General features: G+C 59.5%; 15 protein-coding genes and 1 tRNA gene. 14 read left to right on the top strand and 2 right to left on the bottom strand.

What is annotated here, in order from left to right; translation table 11 throughout:
- The first annotated feature begins 12 nt into the window (after nt 1–12).
- The 9 genes from D8780_RS07865 to D8780_RS07825 all read left to right on the top strand — a co-directional run bounded on the left by D8780_RS07865 (nt 13) and on the right by D8780_RS07825 (nt 11,734).
- Nucleotides 13–588 (top strand): Isoquinoline 1-oxidoreductase subunit, encoded by a 576-nt coding sequence (locus tag D8780_RS07865; protein WP_121646451.1) that lies wholly within the window; start codon nt 13–15, stop codon nt 586–588.
- Between the two features lie 196 nt (nt 589–784).
- Nucleotides 785–1,291: a (2Fe-2S)-binding protein gene (locus tag D8780_RS07860; protein WP_121645095.1), complete on the top strand. Its 507-nt coding sequence runs from the start codon at nt 785–787 to the stop codon at nt 1,289–1,291.
- A 69-nt stretch (nt 1,292–1,360) separates the two neighbouring features.
- Complete coding sequence (locus D8780_RS07855; RefSeq protein ID WP_121645094.1) at nt 1,361–3,730, top strand: xanthine dehydrogenase family protein molybdopterin-binding subunit; 2,370 nt, start codon at nt 1,361–1,363, stop codon at nt 3,728–3,730.
- Between the two features lie 69 nt (nt 3,731–3,799).
- The gene (locus D8780_RS07850; protein WP_121646450.1) at nt 3,800–4,648 is read left to right on the top strand and encodes an FAD binding domain-containing protein; all 849 of its coding nucleotides are present in this window, start codon (nt 3,800–3,802) and stop codon (nt 4,646–4,648) included.
- Between the two features lie 200 nt (nt 4,649–4,848).
- The gene (locus D8780_RS07845) at nt 4,849–6,684 is read left to right on the top strand and encodes a sensor histidine kinase (RefSeq protein ID WP_121645093.1); all 1,836 of its coding nucleotides are present in this window, start codon (nt 4,849–4,851) and stop codon (nt 6,682–6,684) included.
- Between the two features lie 17 nt (nt 6,685–6,701).
- Entirely contained in the window at nt 6,702–8,054 is a 1,353-nt protein-coding gene (locus D8780_RS07840) for a sigma-54-dependent transcriptional regulator (protein WP_121645092.1), read from the top strand.
- A 272-nt stretch (nt 8,055–8,326) separates the two neighbouring features.
- Nucleotides 8,327–9,334, top strand: a complete 1,008-nt coding sequence (locus tag D8780_RS07835; RefSeq protein WP_121645091.1) for a DctP family TRAP transporter solute-binding subunit — start codon at nt 8,327–8,329, stop codon at nt 9,332–9,334.
- 80 nt (nt 9,335–9,414) lie between these two features.
- Nucleotides 9,415–10,110 (top strand): TRAP transporter small permease, encoded by a 696-nt coding sequence (locus tag D8780_RS07830; RefSeq protein ID WP_121645090.1) that lies wholly within the window; start codon nt 9,415–9,417, stop codon nt 10,108–10,110.
- Between the two features lie 4 nt (nt 10,111–10,114).
- Nucleotides 10,115–11,734 carry a TRAP transporter large permease gene (locus D8780_RS07825; protein ID WP_121645089.1) on the top strand — a complete coding sequence of 540 codons (1,620 nt, stop codon included), beginning with the start codon at nt 10,115–10,117 and terminating at the stop codon, nt 11,732–11,734.
- Nucleotides 11,735–11,982: 248 nt separating this feature from the next.
- Here D8780_RS07825 and D8780_RS07820 read toward each other — a convergent pair.
- Nucleotides 11,983–12,058, bottom strand: a tRNA-Lys gene (locus tag D8780_RS07820).
- 238 nt (nt 12,059–12,296) lie between these two features.
- On the opposite strand from D8780_RS07820, the gene D8780_RS07815 reads away from it, so the two are divergent.
- The 5 genes from D8780_RS07815 to D8780_RS07795 all read left to right on the top strand — a co-directional run bounded on the left by D8780_RS07815 (nt 12,297) and on the right by D8780_RS07795 (nt 18,211).
- Nucleotides 12,297–13,736 carry a UbiA family prenyltransferase gene (locus D8780_RS07815; protein WP_121646449.1) on the top strand — a complete coding sequence of 480 codons (1,440 nt, stop codon included), beginning with the start codon at nt 12,297–12,299 and terminating at the stop codon, nt 13,734–13,736.
- A 5-nt stretch (nt 13,737–13,741) separates the two neighbouring features.
- Nucleotides 13,742–15,079: an FAD-binding oxidoreductase gene (locus D8780_RS07810; RefSeq protein WP_121645088.1), complete on the top strand. Its 1,338-nt coding sequence runs from the start codon at nt 13,742–13,744 to the stop codon at nt 15,077–15,079.
- Between the two features lie 144 nt (nt 15,080–15,223).
- Entirely contained in the window at nt 15,224–15,667 is a 444-nt protein-coding gene (locus D8780_RS07805) for an EamA family transporter (RefSeq protein WP_121645087.1), read from the top strand.
- Between the two features lie 11 nt (nt 15,668–15,678).
- Complete coding sequence (locus tag D8780_RS07800) at nt 15,679–16,722, top strand: NAD-dependent epimerase/dehydratase family protein (protein ID WP_121645086.1); 1,044 nt, start codon at nt 15,679–15,681, stop codon at nt 16,720–16,722.
- Between the two features lie 133 nt (nt 16,723–16,855).
- Complete coding sequence (locus tag D8780_RS07795) at nt 16,856–18,211, top strand: aspartate aminotransferase family protein (RefSeq protein WP_245412387.1); 1,356 nt, start codon at nt 16,856–16,858, stop codon at nt 18,209–18,211.
- Between the two features lie 129 nt (nt 18,212–18,340).
- On the opposite strand, the gene D8780_RS07790 is transcribed toward D8780_RS07795, so the two are convergent.
- Nucleotides 18,341–18,943, bottom strand: a complete 603-nt coding sequence (locus tag D8780_RS07790; RefSeq protein WP_158598463.1) for an exopolysaccharide biosynthesis protein — start codon at nt 18,941–18,943, stop codon at nt 18,341–18,343.
- Nucleotides 18,944–19,090: the final 147 nt, after the last annotated feature.

Genomic DNA, 19,090 nt, shown 5'->3' with positions numbered 1-19,090 from the left:
GTCTCAATATCGATGGCCGGCCTGCTTCTGTGTTCTCAGGCGCTGGCACAGGAGGCTCTGCGAGGCCCGGAGGCCTTTGCATCGATCGCTGACGATAAGGCGCGGTCGGTGGCGCTCTTCGAAGAGATGGGGAAGGTGCTCACTCATCCGCGTTGCCTGAACTGCCATCCCGTCGACGATATGCCGCGCCAGGGCGATGAGATGCGCGTGCATCAGCCGCAAGTCTCTCGCGGGGAGTCCGATTTCGGCGTGGCCGGTATGCGCTGCAATACCTGCCATAGTCCAGAAAACGTTGTCTATGTGAGCGGGGAGGGGTCGATACCCGGCCATGATCCCTGGCATCTTGCGCCGCCTGAGATGGGATGGATCGGACTGCCGCTATCTGCCATTTGCGAGCAGCTCAAGGATCGGGAGCGCAACGGCGGTCGAACCCTGAAGCAACTCGTGGAGCATAATGCCGAGGACGGTCTCGTCGGCTGGGGGTGGGAGCCGGGCCAAGGTCGAGAGCCCGCTCCGGGAAGCCAGGAAATATTTGGCGCGCTGACAGAGGCCTGGGTTGATGCAGGCGCGGGCTGTCCTGCCGAGTGAGCGACTCGTAAAATAGACAGGTCCCTTCGCTAAACAGGACTCTTTCTATCAAGAATAAACGGTGTCAAATCCGCCGTTTATCGGCTCAGCGGAAAGTCCAACGCGTCTCTTTATTCATTGACCGAACGCGTCACCTCGTCATTTAATCCTCTAACCGCCGCTTTATCGGCGAATAAGTTCGGGGAGGAACAATGCAATGGCTGAAGTGACGCTCGTCGTTAACGGACGCAAGGTGAAGCGTACCGTCGAGGACCGCACTCTGCTCGTCCATTTCTTGCGTGATGAGCTCGATCTGACCGGCACCCATGTTGGTTGCGACACAACGCAATGCGGCGCGTGTGTCGTCCATCTGGATGGCAAGGCCGTCAAAAGCTGTACCGTTCTGGCGGCGCAGGCGGACGGGTCAGAGGTCGTGACCATCGAAGCGGCCAATGCCGGCTATGACGAGCTGCACCCCATGCAGAAGGCCTTTAAGGAATATCATGGCCTGCAGTGCGGTTTCTGCACGCCGGGCATGATCATGGCCGGAATCGACATGGTGCGCCGCTACGGCCCCGGCAATCTGGACGAAGCTACGGTCCGGCAGAATCTGGAGGGCAATATCTGCCGCTGCACCGGCTATCACAACATCGTGAAGGCGATCCTCGCCGCATCCGACGAGATGGCGAAGGGTGATGCAAAATTAAGTGAGGCCGCGGAATAGGGCGGTTTCCGCCGACGTATCATCAGGAGGATAGCGAGCGGGAAACCGGCTTGCGAGGAGGAGACAGGAATGTCTGAAGGACATGGCATTGGTGCCCGCGTGGCACGCAAGGAAGACAAACGCTTCATTACCGGCCTAGGCCGCTATACGGACGACATGAAAGTGCCGGGCATGATGCATGCGGCCTTCGTCCGCTCGCCCCACGCCCATGCGAAGGTGAACGGCGTCGACAAGAGCGCTGCGCTGGAAATGGACGGCGTCATCGACGTCCTCACCGGACCGGAACTCAAAGCGGATGGCATCGGCAATCTGATCTGCGGCTGGTCCGTTTCCAGCAAGGACGGATCGCCGATGAATATGGGTGCGTGGAGCCCGCTGGCGACGGACCGCGCCCGTTACGTCGGCGATGCCGTGGCAATCGTGGTTGCAGAGACACGCGATATCGCGCTCGATGCGGCCGAAATGGTCATGGTCGATTACGAGCCGCTTCCTGCCGTGACCGACGCGGTTGATGCGCTGGGCGAGGGCGCGCCGCAGCTTCACCCCGAAGCGCCGGGGAACCTCATTTTCGACTGGGAGATCGGTGAAGAGCAGGCGACGGACGACGCTCTTGCCGGCGCCGCGCATGTCGTCGAAGTGGATATCCGAAACAATCGCCTGTCGCCGAATCCAATGGAGCCGCGGGCTGCGCTCGGACATTACAACAAGGCGGAAGACCATTACACGGTCTGGACGACCAGCCAGAATCCGCACGTCGCCCGGCTTGTGATGAGCGCGTTCTACAATGTTGCGCCCGAGCACAAGCTTCGCGTGATCGCGCCCGATGTCGGCGGCGGTTTCGGCGCCAAGATCTACATCTACCCGGAAGAGATCGTCTGCCTCTGGGCTTCAAAGCGCACCGGCGTGCCGGTGAAGTGGGTCGCGACCCGTACCGAAGCCTTCATGACGGATGCGCATGGCCGCGACCATCACAGCAAGGCGAAGATCGGCTTCGATGCCGATCACCGGATCGTCGGTTTCAAGGTTGAGACGGTGGCCAATCTCGGCGCCTATATGTCGCTCTTCTCCAGCGCGACGCCGACCTATCTCTATGCGACGCTCCTGTCGGGCCAGTACGACATTCCGAACATTCATGCCAATGTGAAGACGGTCTACACCAACACCGTGCCGGTGGATGCCTATCGCGGGGCCGGTCGCCCGGAAGCGACCTATCTCGTCGAACGCACCATGACGCAGGCGGCCCGTCAGCTTGGAGTCGAACCGGCCGAATTGCGGCGCAAGAACTTCATTCGCGAGTTTCCGCATCAAACGCCCGTCATCATGAATTACGATACGGGCGATTTTGAAGCATCGCTCGACGCCGCGATGGAGGCAATCGACTACAAAAACTTTGAGACGCGCCGTCAGGAAAGCCGCAGTCGCGGCAAGCTGCGCGGGATCGGTATGAGCTGCTATATCGAAGCGTGCGGTATCGCACCCTCTGCGGCGGTCGGGTCGCTGGGTGCTGGTGTCGGCCTATGGGAATCGGCAGAGGTGCGCGTCAACGCCGCTGGAACCATCGAAGTCCTGACCGGCAGCCACAGCCATGGGCAGGGCCATGAAACGACCTTCGCCCAGCTCGTGCACGAGCGTCTGGGGCTGCCGCTCGATCAGGTGAAGATCGTCCATGGCGATACGGATGTGGTGCAGATGGGCATGGGCACGTATGGTTCACGTTCCGGGGCTGTCGGCATGAGCGCGATCGTCAAGGCGCTCGACAAGGTCGAGGAGAAGGCCAAGAAGATCGCGGCCCATCTTCTCGAAGCCGATGAGGGCGATATCGAGATCGAGAACGGTGAACTGAAGGTCGCCGGCACCGACAAAACGCTTCCGTGGTTCCAGATGGCGCTGGGTGCCTACACCGCCCATAATTTGCCGGAAGGACTGGAGCCGGGCCTTAAGGAAACAGCCTTTTACGATCCGACCAACTTCACCTTCCCTGCCGGATGTTACATCTGCGAAGTGGAGATCGATCCGGAGACGGGCAAAACCGAACTGTTGCGTTTTGTCGCGGCCGACGATTTCGGCAACATCATCAACCCGATGATCGTAGAAGGTCAGGTTCATGGCGGCCTGACGCAAGGTATCGGACAGGCCCTTCTCGAGGGCGTGCATTACGACGCCGACAGCGGCCAGCTGATCACGGCGAGCTATATGGATTATTGCATGCCGCGTGCGGACAATGTGCCGATGTTCGAGGTCAGCCACCAGACTACACCGTGTCCCGGCAATCCGCTCGGCATCAAGGGGTGTGGCGAGGCCGGCGCGATCGGCTCGCCGCCTGCGGTCATCAATGCGATCACCGATGCCATCGGAACGGAGACCGTGACCATGCCGGCGACACCCATGAAGGTGTGGCAGGCCATCCAGGGTGCGGCCATGGCGCAGGCAGCAGAATAAGAGCGCGACGGGCGGGTGCCACTCGGTATGCCGCCTCTCGACGCCTTAAGAACATCGGAGTTCATCATCATGCATCAGACCACCTATCATCGCGCGACGAGCGTGGACGACGCCGTCAATGTGGCCCAGAGCGCTGACGATCCGCGTTACCTGTCCGGCGGCATGACCTTGTTGCCAACCATGAAGCAGCGGCTCGCCGCACCATCCGACCTGATCGACCTTCGCCATGTGGAGAGCATGAAGGGCATTTCGGAAGAGGGCGACATGATCGTCATAGGCGGGGCGACCTGTCACAACGATATCGCCACCAGCGAGCTGCTCCAAACGAAAGTGCCGGGCCTTGCGTATCAGGCCAGCCATATCGGAGACCCGATGGTGCGCCATATGGGCACGATTGGCGGTTCCGTCGCCAATAATGACCCGGCAGCCTGCTATCCCTCCGCCATGATGGCCGTGAATGCGGTGATCCGTACGAACAAGCGCGAGCTTGCCGCCGAGGATTTCTTCACGGGCCTGTTCGATACGGCGCTGGACGATGACGAGATCGTCACGGCCGTCGCTTTCAGGGCACCGGAAAAGAGCGGCTACGGCAAGTTTCCCAATCCCGCATCACGCTATGCCATGGCCGGCGTTTTCGTTGCGAAAACGGCGGATGGCGTTCGCGTCGCGGTCACGGGCGCAGGCGAGGATGGCGTGTTTCGTGCCAGCGGTCTGGAAGAGGCGCTCAATGGCGATTTCTCCGTGGAAGCCTTGCAGGGAAAGACTGTCGAATCGTCGGATCTGATGGGTGACATTCACGCTTCTCCCGAATATCGCGCTGCATTGATCGTGGCGATGGCCAAGCGCGCCGTCGTTCTCGCCAATGGTGGCGATCCCGACACGAAGGCCGCCACACCGGCAGGTACAGCCGCCGTCTGATATCTTGTATTGAAAAGAAGAATGGCTCCGGATCGAATGGTCTGGAGCCATTTGTATGAATGGTTGGGGTGGCGGATCGGGGGCAATGATCAGCCACCTGACGGACTTCCTCTCTATTTCGTCGGCCTTTCATTTGCCGTCCCTCTCGCAACGCTGCTAGACGGGGTGTGTCCTGCCGGCTCTACGATTGAAAGATCTTCATGGCTGTTCGTTCAGGCTACGCTGTTCGGCGCAAGTTTCGTCTTCTGACCTGGTGTCTTCTGATCACCGTTGCGCTATCCGGCTGCCTGCTCGTCTTTGCGCTTCGGCAACTGGCTGAAGACCGGACGATGGCCGACCTCAGGCGCCAGGCCGACGAAACCCTCGTCCTTCAAAGCTCGGCGTTGACGGATTATCTGGAGAAATTCCGACTTCTACCGCCCCTGCTGGCAGGTCGCATAAGCGTCCAGAATATCTTCGTTTTAGATAGCGCCGGCACCGGCATCGCCGAGGCGAAGCGCACGGCTGGCTATGCGGGTGCGCGGGACGTGCTTTTTCTGCGGCCGGACGGTTCGGTCTTCGCCTCCGCCTATGGCGATTTCGATGGTTACGATTTCAGCGACATGGATCTGCTTCGCGCGGCCAAGCAAAATCGCCTTGGACGCCAGACCCTGCGAGAGCCTGGTGGACAGCCGCTTTATGCCTTTGCTTCAGCCGTTCGGCAGGACGGCAGGCTTCTCGGCGCAATTGCCGTTCTCGTCGGGCTGGAGCGCCTGGAGAATGTCTGGGCTCTTTCGCGCGAGCCCATTCTGGTCACATGGAACGACAGCGTTCTGTTCGGCAATCGGCCGAGTTGGAAGGGAAAGCCCTTTCATTCACAAGAGGGCGAGGGCGGGCTGATCCTCTCATCCGATGCCGAAGGCGGTCTGGTTCGGCTTTCGGTGGATGGCGAGCTGGGGCCGAGCCGATCGCATTATCTTTCAAGCCTTTATCTGCCACTTCTGGAATGGCGTCTCCACGCCATGGTCGGCGCCGGAGCGCTGTCTCGCGCCGTCGATATGGCGACGACGATCGGTGTCCTTGCTGCTGTTCTCGCGGGGCTGGCCGGGCTCACTCTGTTGAAACGGTCCGAGATTTCCGCCCTGAGGCTCCGGAACGAAAGAGCGCAGGCCTTGCGATTGGAAAGGCGCGTGAGAGACCGAACCGGAGAGCTGCTGCGGGTCAACCAGTCACTCGCCAGTGAGGTCGAGGTTCGGCAGATGGCCGAAAGGCAACTTCGACAGACCCAGTCCGAGCTGATCCATACCGCCAAGCTGGCTGTTCTCGGGCAAATGAGCGCGACACTCAGCCACGAATACAATCAGCCCATCGCTGCTGTCCGGAGTCAGGCTGACAATGCACGAACCTTTCTGGAGCGAGGGCAGGGGGAGAAGGCCGACAGGGCGCTCTCCCACATCATTCGGCTGACCGAGCGAATGGCGGAGCTGTCCAGATCGCTTCTCGGATTTGCGCGAAAGCCGGGGTCGGATGTTTCGCCGACCGTTCTTGCTGCTGCGCTGGATGAGGCCTTGATGCTGACGGGGCCGCGTCTGCGGAAGGATGGGATCACGCTCGACCGGACCGGCATCGCGCCATCATTGAAAGTGATGGGGGGCCGACTCCGCCTCACTCAAGTCTTTGTCAATCTCATCAATAACTCTGCGGATGCTCTTCAGGGGCGGGGTGTCGAGCCGGGTCTAACGCCGAAGCCGGGTGCGGGCCGCATTGCGATCTCCGCTGAGGAAGAGAGCGCCATGTGCGTTATCCGTGTGGAGGATAACGGACCTGGCTTGCCGGTCTCGCAGCTCGACAGCGTCTTTGAACCTTTCGTCTCTACGAAGGGAGTGGGCGAAGGGCTTGGAGTCGGACTATCCGTGGTCGACAGTATCGTCACCGGCTTTGGCGGCACCGTCTCGACTGGTACATCCGGTCTTGGGGGCGCCTGTTTTGAGATTCGGTTGCCGTTGGCGCCCCGGGATTCCGCCGACCGGATGGAGAAGAACAGCGAAACCGCCTAGGCTTCGAGGACTTTTGGATGACAGAAATCATACTGATCGATGACGATGGGGATCTTCGGATCTCGCTGGCGCAGGGTCTCGAACTCGAAGGCTACGATGTGCTCGATTTCGCCGATCCCAATGAGGCACTTGAACGCGCAACGCGCCGATTTGAAGGTGTTGTTATCTCCGATATCCGCATGCCGGGGCTTGATGGCCTTCAGGTGCTGAAAAAGGTGCTGGCGATCGATGCGGCCCTGCCGGTCATTCTCATTACCGGCCATGGCGACGTTCCACTTGCGGTAGAGGCGATGCGCGAAGGGGCATATGACTTTATCGAGAAACCCTTTCCCACGCAGCGGTTGGCAGGTGTCGTACGGCGCGGCTTGCACATGCGGCGTCTGGTTCTGGAAAACCGGTCGCTGCGCGAATATCTGGAGAGCGTATCGCCAATGGAGGAGCGTTTGGTGGGCCGAACGCCGGCCATGCGCCATCTGCGGGACGAGATCGCCGCGCTTGCCGATACCGATGCGGACATTCTGGTGCGCGGAGATACCGGTACCGGCAAGGAGGTGGTTGCCCGAGCCCTTCACGATTTCGGCAGCCGCCGCTCCGGCAATTTCGTGGCGATCAATTGCGGCGCCTTGCCCGCGGAGATTATCGAAAGCGAATTGTTCGGTCATGAGAGGGGGGCCTTTACCGGTGCCAAGGATACGCGCATCGGCAAGATCGAACATGCCGATGGCGGCACCGTCTTTCTTGACGAAATCGAGAGTATGCCGCTTGATCTTCAGGTGAAACTGCTGCGCGTGATCGAGCAGCGCGTTGTGGAGCGCCTCGGCTCGAACACGCTGAAACCCCTTGATGTCAGATTCATCGCTGCCAGCAAGGCCGATCTTGCGAAAGAGAGCCAGGCTGGTCGTTTCCGCGCCGACCTTTACTATCGGCTCAATGTCATCAGCCTCACGATCCCGACCCTGAATGAGCGGCGCGACGATATTCCGCTTCTCTTCCACCATCTCGCGCGGGAAGCCCGGGCGCGCTATCGCCGCGACCTGCCTCCAATGACGCCCGCGCTCGAGGCGGAACTGATGAATACGGACTGGCCCGGCAATGTTCGCGAGTTGCGAAACGTGGCCGACCGTTGGGTCCTGGGCCTCTGGCCCGGCCGCCGCGCCGAACCGGCGCCAGAGCAGGCCGCTGGTTCCGAGGGGCAAGCCTTGTCCGAACAATTGGCGACTTACGAGAAACGACTCATCGAGGCCGAGCTCACCAGAAATGGCGGGCGCATGAAGCCGACTTATGAAGCGCTCGGTCTTTCCCGTAAGGGCCTTTACGACAAGATCCGCCGTCTCGGCATCGAGCTGGAAGGGGAGGCTGAGGCCTCTTAGGCCCCTTTAGAGCGTCACTCAGTCGCTTCTGCGGTTCTCGCAATATGTGTAGCCAATGACACACAGCGTGCGTTAGGGTGTGCGTGCAACTGCCCATCATTTCTGGAGGGAAATGAAGGCACATGTCCAACCGCTTGTTTCGGTAGCGTTTTTTATCCGAACTTGAAGTGGCATACAGCTTGCTAAGAGAGAATGTCGGGTTCGATCCCTGACATAATTGGTTGAAAGTTCGTCCGCTGGATCATCGGTAGGCGAACCATGGGAGGTTCTATATGTCCAAGATGCTCGGCGCCGCCTCGGCGCTCGCTATGTGTGTTGTTGCTGGTCAGGCCATGGCCGATCCGGCCGGCTGTGACGGCGAGGAGACCGTCATTCGATTCAGCCATGTGGTCGCGGCAAGCGGTCACCCGAAAGGTGACGCAGCCCAACTTCTCGCTGATCGCATCAACGAGCAGATGGAAGGCACGGCTTGCATGGAGGTCTATCCGAACTCCACGCTCTATGATGACGACAAGGTGATGGAAGCCCTTCTGCTCGGCGACGTTCAGCTTGCCGCTCCGTCGCTCTCCAAATTTGAAGCCTACACCAAGAAACTTCGTCTCTACGATCTGCCTTTCCTCTTCTCCTCGCTCGATACGGCCAACGCCTATATCGGTTCGGATGAAGCGAAGGATCTGCTCTCCGCACTTGAAAGCGAAGGCTATACCGGCCTCGGCTATATCATGTCCGGTCTGAAGCAGTTCTCGGCCAACAAGCCGCTGGAAACGCCTGAAGATGCAGCTGGCCTGAAGTTCCGTGTCCAGACCTCGGACGTTGCGGTCGCAATGATCGAGGCTCTCAATGCCTCGGCACAGAAGCTGGCCTTCAAGGAAGTCTACGGTGCGCTGCAGACGGGTGTCGTCGACGGCCAGGAGAATTCCTGGTGCAACATCTACACCCAGAAATTCTTCGAGGTTCAGGATGGCATCACCGAGACCAACCACCAGGTGCTGGCTTATGGTGTGATCACCAGCCAGGAATTCCTGGAAGGCCTTGATGAGGAAACGCGCAGCCAGTTCCTCAAGATCGTCGACGAAACGCTGGCGGAAGCCAACAATCAGGTCGCGGAGAAGGAAGGCGAATGCCGTCAGTCCATCATGGATGCCGGTGGCACAATTCGCGAACTGACACCCGAACAGCGCGAAGCCTGGGTTTCAACCATGAAGCCGGTCTGGCAGCAGTTCGAAGGCGATATCGGCGCGGACGTGATTGAAAACGCCGCGAATACTTCGGCCAACTAAAAAGTAAAAAGCGGCCGCCTGCCAAGGCGGCCGCTTTCATTCTGTAGCCGCCCTGGCGGGGTGGTAGGGGGGATTTTGCTATGGAACTTCTATGGCCCAGCCTCGCGCTGGTCATTCTGGTTGCAGTACTGTTTCTTGCCGAGCGCCGCTGGCCCGCCGGCGTGGCGCAGTTGGAAGAGAATGTGATCGCCATACTTCTGGCATTGATCACTCTCATCTCGTTCTTTCAGGTCGTCGCACGCTACGGCTTCAACTCGGGCTGGGGCGGTGCACTTGAGGCTACCCGTATTCTTTTTGCCTGGTTGATCCTTTTCGGGATGGGCTACGGGGTCCGCACCGGTTTGCATCTGGGTGTCGATGCGCTGATCCGTCTCTTCCCGAAACCTGTTTTCAAGGCTGTCGCGATTTTCGGAGCCCTCTGCACGCTGGCCTATGGGCTCATTCTTCTTCATAGCGGATTTCTCGCCGTCTTCGGCGCCGATGTCGGTGGCAATTGGCGTCAGAGCGGCGCCATTGGCTACTGGACCTTCATGTTCGACCGGGGCACGGGCCTTGATGACCTACGTTATCCGGAAGTGATCGCCGACGCATTCGGGCTGCAGGAGCGGGTTCAGCGTTGGGTGGCATACCTGATGCTGCCGGTCGGACTGGCGCTTCTGTCCTTCCGCTCGCTGCAGGCTGTCGTGCAGATCGCCACCGGACACCGCGAACTGATCGTCGCCAGTCATGAGGCCGAAGATCTCGTCTCTCAAAACCTGAACGCGGTGAAGGAATAAGGGCATGGAGACCACTTTTCTCTTTATATTGGTGCTTGGCCTGCTCTTCCTCGGCGTTCCGGTCGCGATTTCGCTCGGTCTTTCGTCCGTTCTGACCATCGCCTTATTCTCATCGGATTCGATGAGTTCGGTCGCGCTGCAGCTTTTCACCGCTTCGCAGAACTACACGCTGCTCGCCATTCCGTTCTTCATTCTGGCCTCCGCCTTCATGTCGACGGGAGGCGTGGCCCGCCGCATCATTCACTTCGCCATTGCGAGCATCGGCCATTTTCGCGGCGGCCTGGCGATGGCCTCCGTCCTCGCCTGCATGATGTTCGCAGCGCTGTCGGGTTCTTCTCCTGCAACAGTCGTCGCCATCGGCACGATCGCCATCGCCGGAATGCGTCAGGTTGGCTACTCGAAGGAATTCGCCTCCGGCATCATCGCCAATGCGGGCACGCTGGGTATTCTGATCCCGCCATCGATCGTCATGGTCGTCTACGCCGCTGCGACAAATGTCTCCGTCGGCCGCATGTTCCTGGCCGGCGTGGTGCCGGGTATCGTTGCCGGGCTGATGCTGATGATCGCCATCTATATTCAGGCGCGGCGCAAGAACCTGCCGGCCGAGGAGTGGAAGGGCTTCCACGAAGTCATAGCCGGCGGCAAGGAAGCAGGCTGGGGCCTCTTTCTCATCATCATCATTCTTGGTGGTATCTATGGTGGTGTGTTCACACCCACCGAGGCGGCTGCGGTCGCCGCGGTCTATGCCGCGTTTGTCGCGCTTTTCGTCTATCGCGACATGGGCCCGCTCAAGGAAATCGACTGGATCGAACAGACCGACGGCGACCGCGCTACGGTCGGCTTCAAAGCCCTGGTGTATGCGCTTGCGTTCTTCTTCGTCTGGATGATGCTTTCCTTCTTCGCCTTCGCCGAAGCCGGCGAAGGAAGTTTCGGCGAGCGTGCAACGATCGGACTTGTGCTGTCTGCGGTCATTCTTATCGCCTATCCCTTATGGAGGGGCGAAGGCGGGATCGCGGCGGTACCCGGCACACTCGGGTCCGGTTTCCCCATCTGGGGGCGCAATCTCGGAAAGATCGGACGGCACTTCTTCGGCGCGATGTATCACGAGGATACCCGCAAGGTTCTGGTCGATGCCGGCAAGACCACGGTGATGCTGATGTTCATCATCGTCAATGCGCTCCTGTTCGCCCATGTTCTGACGTCCGAGCGCATCCCGGATGCCATCGCCACGATGATGCTGGATTACGGTTTCAACTGGTTCACCTTCCTGATCGCGGTCAATGTGCTGCTTCTGATCGGCGGACAGTTCATGGAACCGTCCGGGCTACTTCTGATCGTCGCGCCGGTCGTCTTCCCGATCGCGATGGAGCTCGGCGTTGATCCGATCCATCTCGGGGTCATCATGGTGGTGAATATGGAGATCGGCATGATCACGCCGCCCATCGGTCTCAACCTGTTCGTGACCAGCGGCATTACGGGAATGAGCCTGGTGCAGGTGGTTCGGGCGGCCGCGCCCTTCGTGGCCGTTCTCTTCGTCTTCCTGCTGCTCGTCACCTACATCCCGTGGCTTTCCACGGCGGTGCCGACAGCGCTGATGGGACCGGAGATCGTGACCAGCCGCTGACGTCGGATGGTTCAAACATACGGACCGGGCAGATCGGAAATCTGCCCGGTCCTTTTTGTTCTAACGCTAAGAACATGCCGCTGACGCAGTGCGCACGCCATTATTTCATTGATGTGCCGCGCATCGCCGTCGAGCATCTCGAACACGTGCGGGACGATGATTTGTCAAGAAGGTCGGCACGGAAGTGGCGGGCATGCGGCATGAAATCTACATCATGACGCGCAAGGGATCAGCGGCCGATTGGAAAATGGTGGGTGATGTAGGGATCGAACCTACGACCCGCTGATTAAGAGTCAGCTGCTCTACCAACTGAGCTAATCACCCAAGCCGTGGCGGCGATATAGGCGTCGCTTATTCATATGTCTACCCCTTTTTCGCAGGGGGAATGCTCCGCGCAAAAGGCCGGGCTCGTCGGCTCCGGGCAGCGTGGTCTCTGCAGGCCATTATCCCTTTATTAGGTCTCAAGAGAAAGTCCGGGCACCGAACTCTAAATCTTTATTGGATGGTCACTTGTGGGTGGCATCAAGTTCTCATGAGCGAAACGAAGAACATGATTGCTGCCATGGACGCCCGCGCCGACATCAAGACCATCCCACTCGCCGTCGATCTGGACGGCACTCTCGTTTCGACTGATCTCCTCTGGGAAGGGTTCTTCAAGATCCTTCGTTCCAACCCTCTTGTTCTGTTTCTGGTGCCGGTCTGGCTCGTCAAAGGTGGTGCCCCGCGGCTCAAGCATGAAATTGCAGACCGTGCCGATTGGGACGCGTCCTCATTGCCCTATCGCGACGACGTCCTTCGGTTGCTACGAGAGGCGCGCTGTGAGGGGCGCAAGACGATTCTGGCGACGGGCACGCCGCGTCCGGTTGCAGACTCGATCAAAGATCACCTCGGATTGTTCGATGATGTGGTCGCCACCGAGGACAGTGGCAATATGACCAGCCACAACAAGGCGGAGGCGCTTGTCGCGCTCTACGGGGAGGCGGGTTTCGACTATGTCGGCAATAGCAGGGCCGACCTTCCGGTCTTCGAGGCCGCGCGCGAAAGCACAGTTGTTCAACCCGACAAGGCGGCCCGTCGCTGGGCCGCGAGAAACAATGCCGCGAGCCTTGCCGATGCTCCCATAAGCTGGCGCGATATTCTAAAGATGGTGCGCCTGCACCAGTGGCTGAAGAACATTCTGGTTGTCGTGCCTCTGCTGCTTGCGCACGAATATGGCAGCTGGTCGACAGTGGCGCAGGCCGTCGGGGCCTTTTTCGCCTTCTCTTTCGCTGCCTCGGCGATCTACATCATCAATGATTTCTTCGATATGGCGCTGGATCGGGCGCATCCCACCAAGAAGAACCGGCCCTTCGCGTCCGGCAGACTTTCCGTTCCGTTCGGAATGGCGTGTTCGGCTGGCCTGCTTGTCGCGGCGTTCGGCATATCCCTCTTGCTGCCGCTTGCGTTTACGGGCGTTCTGGCGGCCTATCTCTTTGTCACCACCGCCTATTCGTTTGCCTTGAAGCGGATGTTGCTGGTCGACGTCTTTACGCTCGCCTCACTCTACACGCTTCGAATTCTCGGAGGCGCTGCGGCAACCGAGGTCGATGTCTCGTTCTGGCTGCTGGCTTTCTCAATCTTCTTCTTTCTGTCACTCGCTCTCGTCAAACGATTCGTGGAATTGCACGAGCGGGGAGTGATGCCCGGGCGCAGGATCGAGGGGCGCGGCTATCGCGCGGAGGACAAGCCGATCATCAGCATGAGCGGGGTTGCGTCCGGTTTCGGGGCAGCAATGGTGCTGGCGCTCTATATTCAGTCCGACGCGGTGGCGGACCAGTACTCCTCGCCCTGGCTCCTTTGGCCCCTGGCGCCGGCCATCCTGTTCATCTGCATGCGCATCTGGATTCTGGCCTATCGGTCGGAAGTGCATGACGATCCAATCGTCTTCATCATGAGAGACTGGCGCAGCCAGGGGGTGGTCGGAATCGGCGTTCTGCTGGTTCTCGGCGCGCTGTTTTTCTGAAATCCATGGCGCACGCTTCCTATCAGAGCTTCGGACGCATACGATCGGTCTCTCGCCGGGCCCTCTCGCCCGATGAGGGCCTGCGCCGTCTGGAATCGAGTGCGGGTGAGGGCTTCCTGCTGCCCTTCGGCAAAGGCCTTTCATATGGCGATAGCTGTCACAATGATTCAGGCCATCTCATCGATATGGCCGAAGCGGACCGTATACTCTCATTCGATCTGCAAACGGGCTTGCTGGAGGCCGAGGCAGGCGTCGACCTGCAAACCATCATCATGCATTGCAGACCGCATGGCTGGTTTCTGCCGGTCACGCCGGGCACTCGTTTTGTAACGCTGGGCGGTGCCATCGCCAATGATGTGCATGGCAAGAACCACCATCGGCGCGGCACGTTCGGCGCTCATGTGCGCAGCTTGAATCTCGTCCGGAGCGATTGCGGGGAACAGAGGTTAGACCGCGAGGGCGATCCGGCCCTGTTTTCGGCTACGATCGGAGGCATGGGCCTGACCGGCATCATCCTTTCTGCCGAGATACAGTTGATGAGGGTGCCGTCGCTCGATGTCATTCAGAATGTCAGGCCCTTCGGCTCGATTGCCGATTACCTAACACTCGCAGAGGAAGCCGACGCACAGAACGAATATTCTGTTGCCTGGATCGATCAGCTTGCTTCCGGCTCCAGGCGGGGCAGGGGCGTTCTGTTGTCGGCCAACCACGCTGACGATGGTGAATCGCCAGCGCTTTTCGTTAGAAGACGGCAGATGTTGTCGGTGCCCGTCCAGCCTCCGCTCAATGTGCTGAACCGTCCTTTTCTGAAACTTTTCAACGCGGCCTACCGCTTTAGCCAAATTCGCAAGGCGGGCAGAGAGGTGAAGACAGGATGGCAGAGCTATTTCTACCCGCTCGACGGTGTGGCTCACTGGAACCGGCTTTATGGTCCTCGGGGCCTTTATCAGCACCAGTCCGTCATTCCCTATAGTGCCGCAGCCGATGCCCTGCCGGCTTTGCTGGCCGCTGCTGAGGAGGGTGGGGTGGGATCGTTTCTCACCGTTCTGAAGCGGTTCGGCACGGCGGGGAGTGCAGGGCTGATGGGGTTTGCCCGGCCGGGCTACACGTTGACCCTGGATTTTCCCAATCAGGGCGAAAGGACTCTACGCCTTCTCGATCGGCTCGATTCGATCACCGTCGATGCCGGTGGCGCGGTCAATCCTTACAAGGATGCGCGCATGAGCCCTGAGACCTTCGCAGCCGGCTTTCCGCAATGGCCCCAGCTGGAGGTGATGCGGGACCCTGCGATCCTAAGTGACTTCTGGCGGCGTACGGCTCTCGTTTGCAAAGCAAATGCGTAAGCGGAAGCCACAGGAATACAGTCAATTCAAAATATTAACGCTACTGGGTAAAAGGATGCTTTGGCGGCGTAATGCTCTCTCGTATTTACGCCTTTTCATGCTTTGCCGGTTAGATTGACCTGACCGAAACTGAGCTGTGCCGAAATGAAATATATTCCCTTCATTCTGTTTACCGTTGCGACCAACGCGTTCGCCCAGCTGATGCTGAAGCACGGCATGATGCAGCTTGGCGACCTTGTCGCGCCGGGTGTTCATCCCGTCATGAGGCTCTTCCAGATTGTATTTCAGCCCTGGGTCTTCTTCGGCCTCCTGACATTCGTCGTCTCGATGGCAAGCCATCTCTTCGTGCTGTCCAAGGTCGATCTTTCCTTCGCCTATCCGTTTCTGTCGCTGGCCTACGTGCTCGTCGCCGTACTGGCCTGGCAGCTCTTTGGCGAAGACCTGAATGCGCTTCGCGTCGGCGGGATCGCGCTGATCTGCGTTGGAACGTTCCTGATCGCCCAGTCGGGCCGCGAAGGCCGCGCGGATACCGCCGAGCCGACCACAATCAGCGCGTCCGATCCGGCCTCTCCTTCAACCTTCAAATGAGTGCAACTGCCATGTCCAAACAACGTCACATCATTTTTGGCGGAGACGGTTTTGTCGGGCGTCATCTGGCGCCGAAACTGGTCGAGGACGGCCACGAGGTCGTGGTCGCCGATATCGTGAAGAGCACTCTGCCGCATTATGAAAATGGCGTTGCCTTCCAGCATTGCGACGTCACAGATAAACGATCCGTCGAAGCTATCGGTATCGGTCCGGAAGACATGGTCTACAATTTGTCGGCCAAGATGCTGTCGCCCATCCAGGTTCGCGCCAAGCGTCACGACTTCTTCTTTCCGGTGAATTATCACGGAACAGTCAATATTATCGAAGCGATGGATGCGGCGGGAGCGCCGAACCTCGTCCATTTCACCACCGACATGGTCTACGGCCATACGCTGCGATATCCCATGACTGAGGACCACCCGGTCGCGCCCCTCGGCGAGTATGGCTTGTCCAAGCTCCGCACCGAGGAACTGACCGAGGAGTGGCGCGCCAAGGGGATGAACATCACGCTGTTTCGTCCGCGCCTCATCATCGGACCGGGCCGCCTCGGGATTCTGGAGAAGCTTTTCAAGCTGGTGGATCGCAATCTGCCTGTTCCGATGATCGGTTCCGGGAAGAACCCCTATCAGTTCATTTCAGTCTTTGATTGCGCCGAAGCGGCGCGCCTCGGGGCCATCCATGGTTGCCCGAACGAGGCCTATAACCTCGGCTCGCTCAATCCGCCTTCGGTTCGTGCATTGCTGACGAAACTGATCCGGCACGCAGGATCGAAATCGATGCTGGTGCCTACGCCGGGGTGGGCAGTCAAGCGAACGCTCGATCTTCTCGATCTGGTCAACATGCCGCTGATGGACCCGGAACAATATCTCATCGCCGATGAGGACTGCCTCCTCGATGTCTCGAAGGGCGAGCGGGATCTCGGATGGGTGCCCCAATATCGCGACGAGGATATGCTGATCGCCGCTTATGACGAGTACCGCGCCAAGAAGGCCGGGATCGCGCCGCCGGCGAGTTCAGGCGGCCGAAAAAACGATCTCATGGAAGCGGCAGAGTGAGGGCCAAGCATTGACCGTAATGGATAATCCGACGAATTCCGCGCGCGTTGACGTGACGGCCCCGAACACCGTTCCTGCCGAAATCCCCACGGTCCGGCGACCGGATCTCCTGTCGGTAGAGGACGCCAAGGCGATGAAGCTTGGCACCATGGCCGATCTCTTCATGGCGCACATCAATCCGGGTCAGATGCATTTTATGAAGCTCCTCGGCTTTCACAAAGTGAAGGTCGAGCGCGCCGAAGGCATGTATTATTACGACCAGCACAACCGTAAAATTCTGGATTTCTTCGGCGGGTTCGGATCGCTGGCGCTCGGCCACAATCATCCGCGCATCCTTGCGGCCCGTAAGCAGTTTCAGGATGAAAACCGCCACGAGATCGCAATTGCGTTCATGAGCCAATATGCGGCGGCGTTGGCGAAGAACCTGGCAACGGTCTCTCCGGGCGATCTCGATATGGTCTTCTTCGGCTCTTCCGGCTCCGAAGCGATGGAAGCCGCGATCAAACTAGCCGAGCGCGCCGCTGGTCCCGACAGGCCCAAGGTCGTCTACGCGATCAATTCCTTCCACGGCAAGACGAAGGGCGTTCTGTCCATCACCGATGGCGAGCTTTATCGCGGCCAGTTCAAGCTGGTCGACAATACGGTGCGTATTCCATTCGGCGATATTGAGGCCATCGAGCGAGCGTTCCGCGCCGATCGGGGCATCGGCGTCATCGTTCTCGAGACCGTTCAGGGCGGCGGCGGAATCATAGAGGCCCCGGATGATTTCTGGCAGAAACTTCGCTCGCTTTGCGACCGCTACGGCGTGATCATGGTTTGCGACGAAGTTCAGTGCGGCTACGGGCGCACGGGCAAATTCTACGCCTTCGAGCATTATGGCATTGTGCCGGACATCACCGCACTCGCCAAAAGCCTCGGCGGTGGCAAAACCGCCATGGCCGCGATGATCGCGAAACGCGATATCTACATGAAGGCCTATGGTTCACCAAAGAATGCCATGATTCATGCCCAAGCGACATTTGGCGGTATCGGCGAAGCCTGCGCAACGGCGATCGAGGCGCTGAATGTTCTCTATGACGAGGACTTGATCGAGAACTCGGCGCAAACCGGCGCGTATCTGCTTGATCGGCTGGAAGAGATGAAAGCCCGCTATCCGAAGCTCATCAAGGACGTCCGGGGCAGGGGCATGATGGTAGGGGTCGAGTTTCACGACTTCAGCCAGGCGATGCCGATGGTCGTCAAGCCCATGATTGCCATGCTCGACGACAAGCTGAAGGGATCGCTTCCAGGTTTCATTGGCTCAGCGCTGCTGCGCGATCATGGGGTCCTGGTTGCCTTCACCGAATACAATCGCAACGTCATACGTATTGAGCCGCCTTTGATCGCGACGCGTGCGCATGTCGACGAGTTCATCGATGCGTTCGACGCCGTGCTGGCCAAAGGGGTCGTACGGATCGTCAAGGATTTCGTGGCGAGCCAGGTCGGCTAGCAGCGTCGGCGAAGCATTGAACCAGACGTAAAGGTCGCGATGCGCCAATCGGCGCCCGCGGTCTCATTCGATAAGCGTGCCTATCGGCCCGTATTGCGGTCCTGGCAGATCGCAATGCCGGGGCGCTGCTCAAGGTCTTGGGTGCTTGTCCGGCATGGCTTCGATCTTTTCGCTGACCCACTCGACAGCGAAACCTGCCCCCGACAACACGATGGCGATCACGATCAGGGAGATGAGCCCGATCAGACTGCCGATCAGAAGGACGATGCCGTCGCGCTCCGAAAGGCCCAGAGCGACTGTGAAGCAGGCGAGGGCGGGAAGCCAATTGCCGAGCGGAATCGGCATCACCACGGCAATTCCCAAAATGAGAAGCAGCAATCCGATCAGTCGCTCGGCGCGTGCGCGGTTGGTCGGCCAGTAGCGCGGTTTGATGATACGCTCGCCCTTTTCGATGAGCGGCACGATGCGGTCCATCAGAAACGCCCATGCCCGGCTGGGGAGATGGCGGTCGAGAATGAAGCGCGGCAGCCAGACCCGTTCATGACGCATCACCATCTGCCATGCGATGATCACCAGCGGCAGACCCAGGAACACGCTGGTGCCAAATGGCAGGGGCAGCAGATTGAACGAGGCGAAGACCATCAGAATCGTGGCAAAGGAGCGGTCGCCTAGAGCGTCGGCGATCGTCCGGATGCCGACGCTTCCATCCGCGCCCGGTTTGATCTGCCGCAAGACCTCCGATAGGCGTCTGAAAGGCGGCCGTTGAGGGGCTGGCAGATCCAAGGTGAGCGGTGCTCCGGAGGTTTCTAGGTCGGCGGCCACGCAGATAGTCGGCAGAGGGCGCGTCGGCAAGCGTTGCTGTCATCCGAAAGGGTGGGA

The sequence above is a fragment of the Notoacmeibacter ruber genome (genome assembly GCF_003668555.1).
Lineage (GTDB): Bacteria > Pseudomonadota > Alphaproteobacteria > Rhizobiales > Rhizobiaceae > Notoacmeibacter > Notoacmeibacter ruber.
Note: the sequence above shows the minus strand (reverse complement) of the source record. Positions and strands in the feature narration are given on the sequence as shown.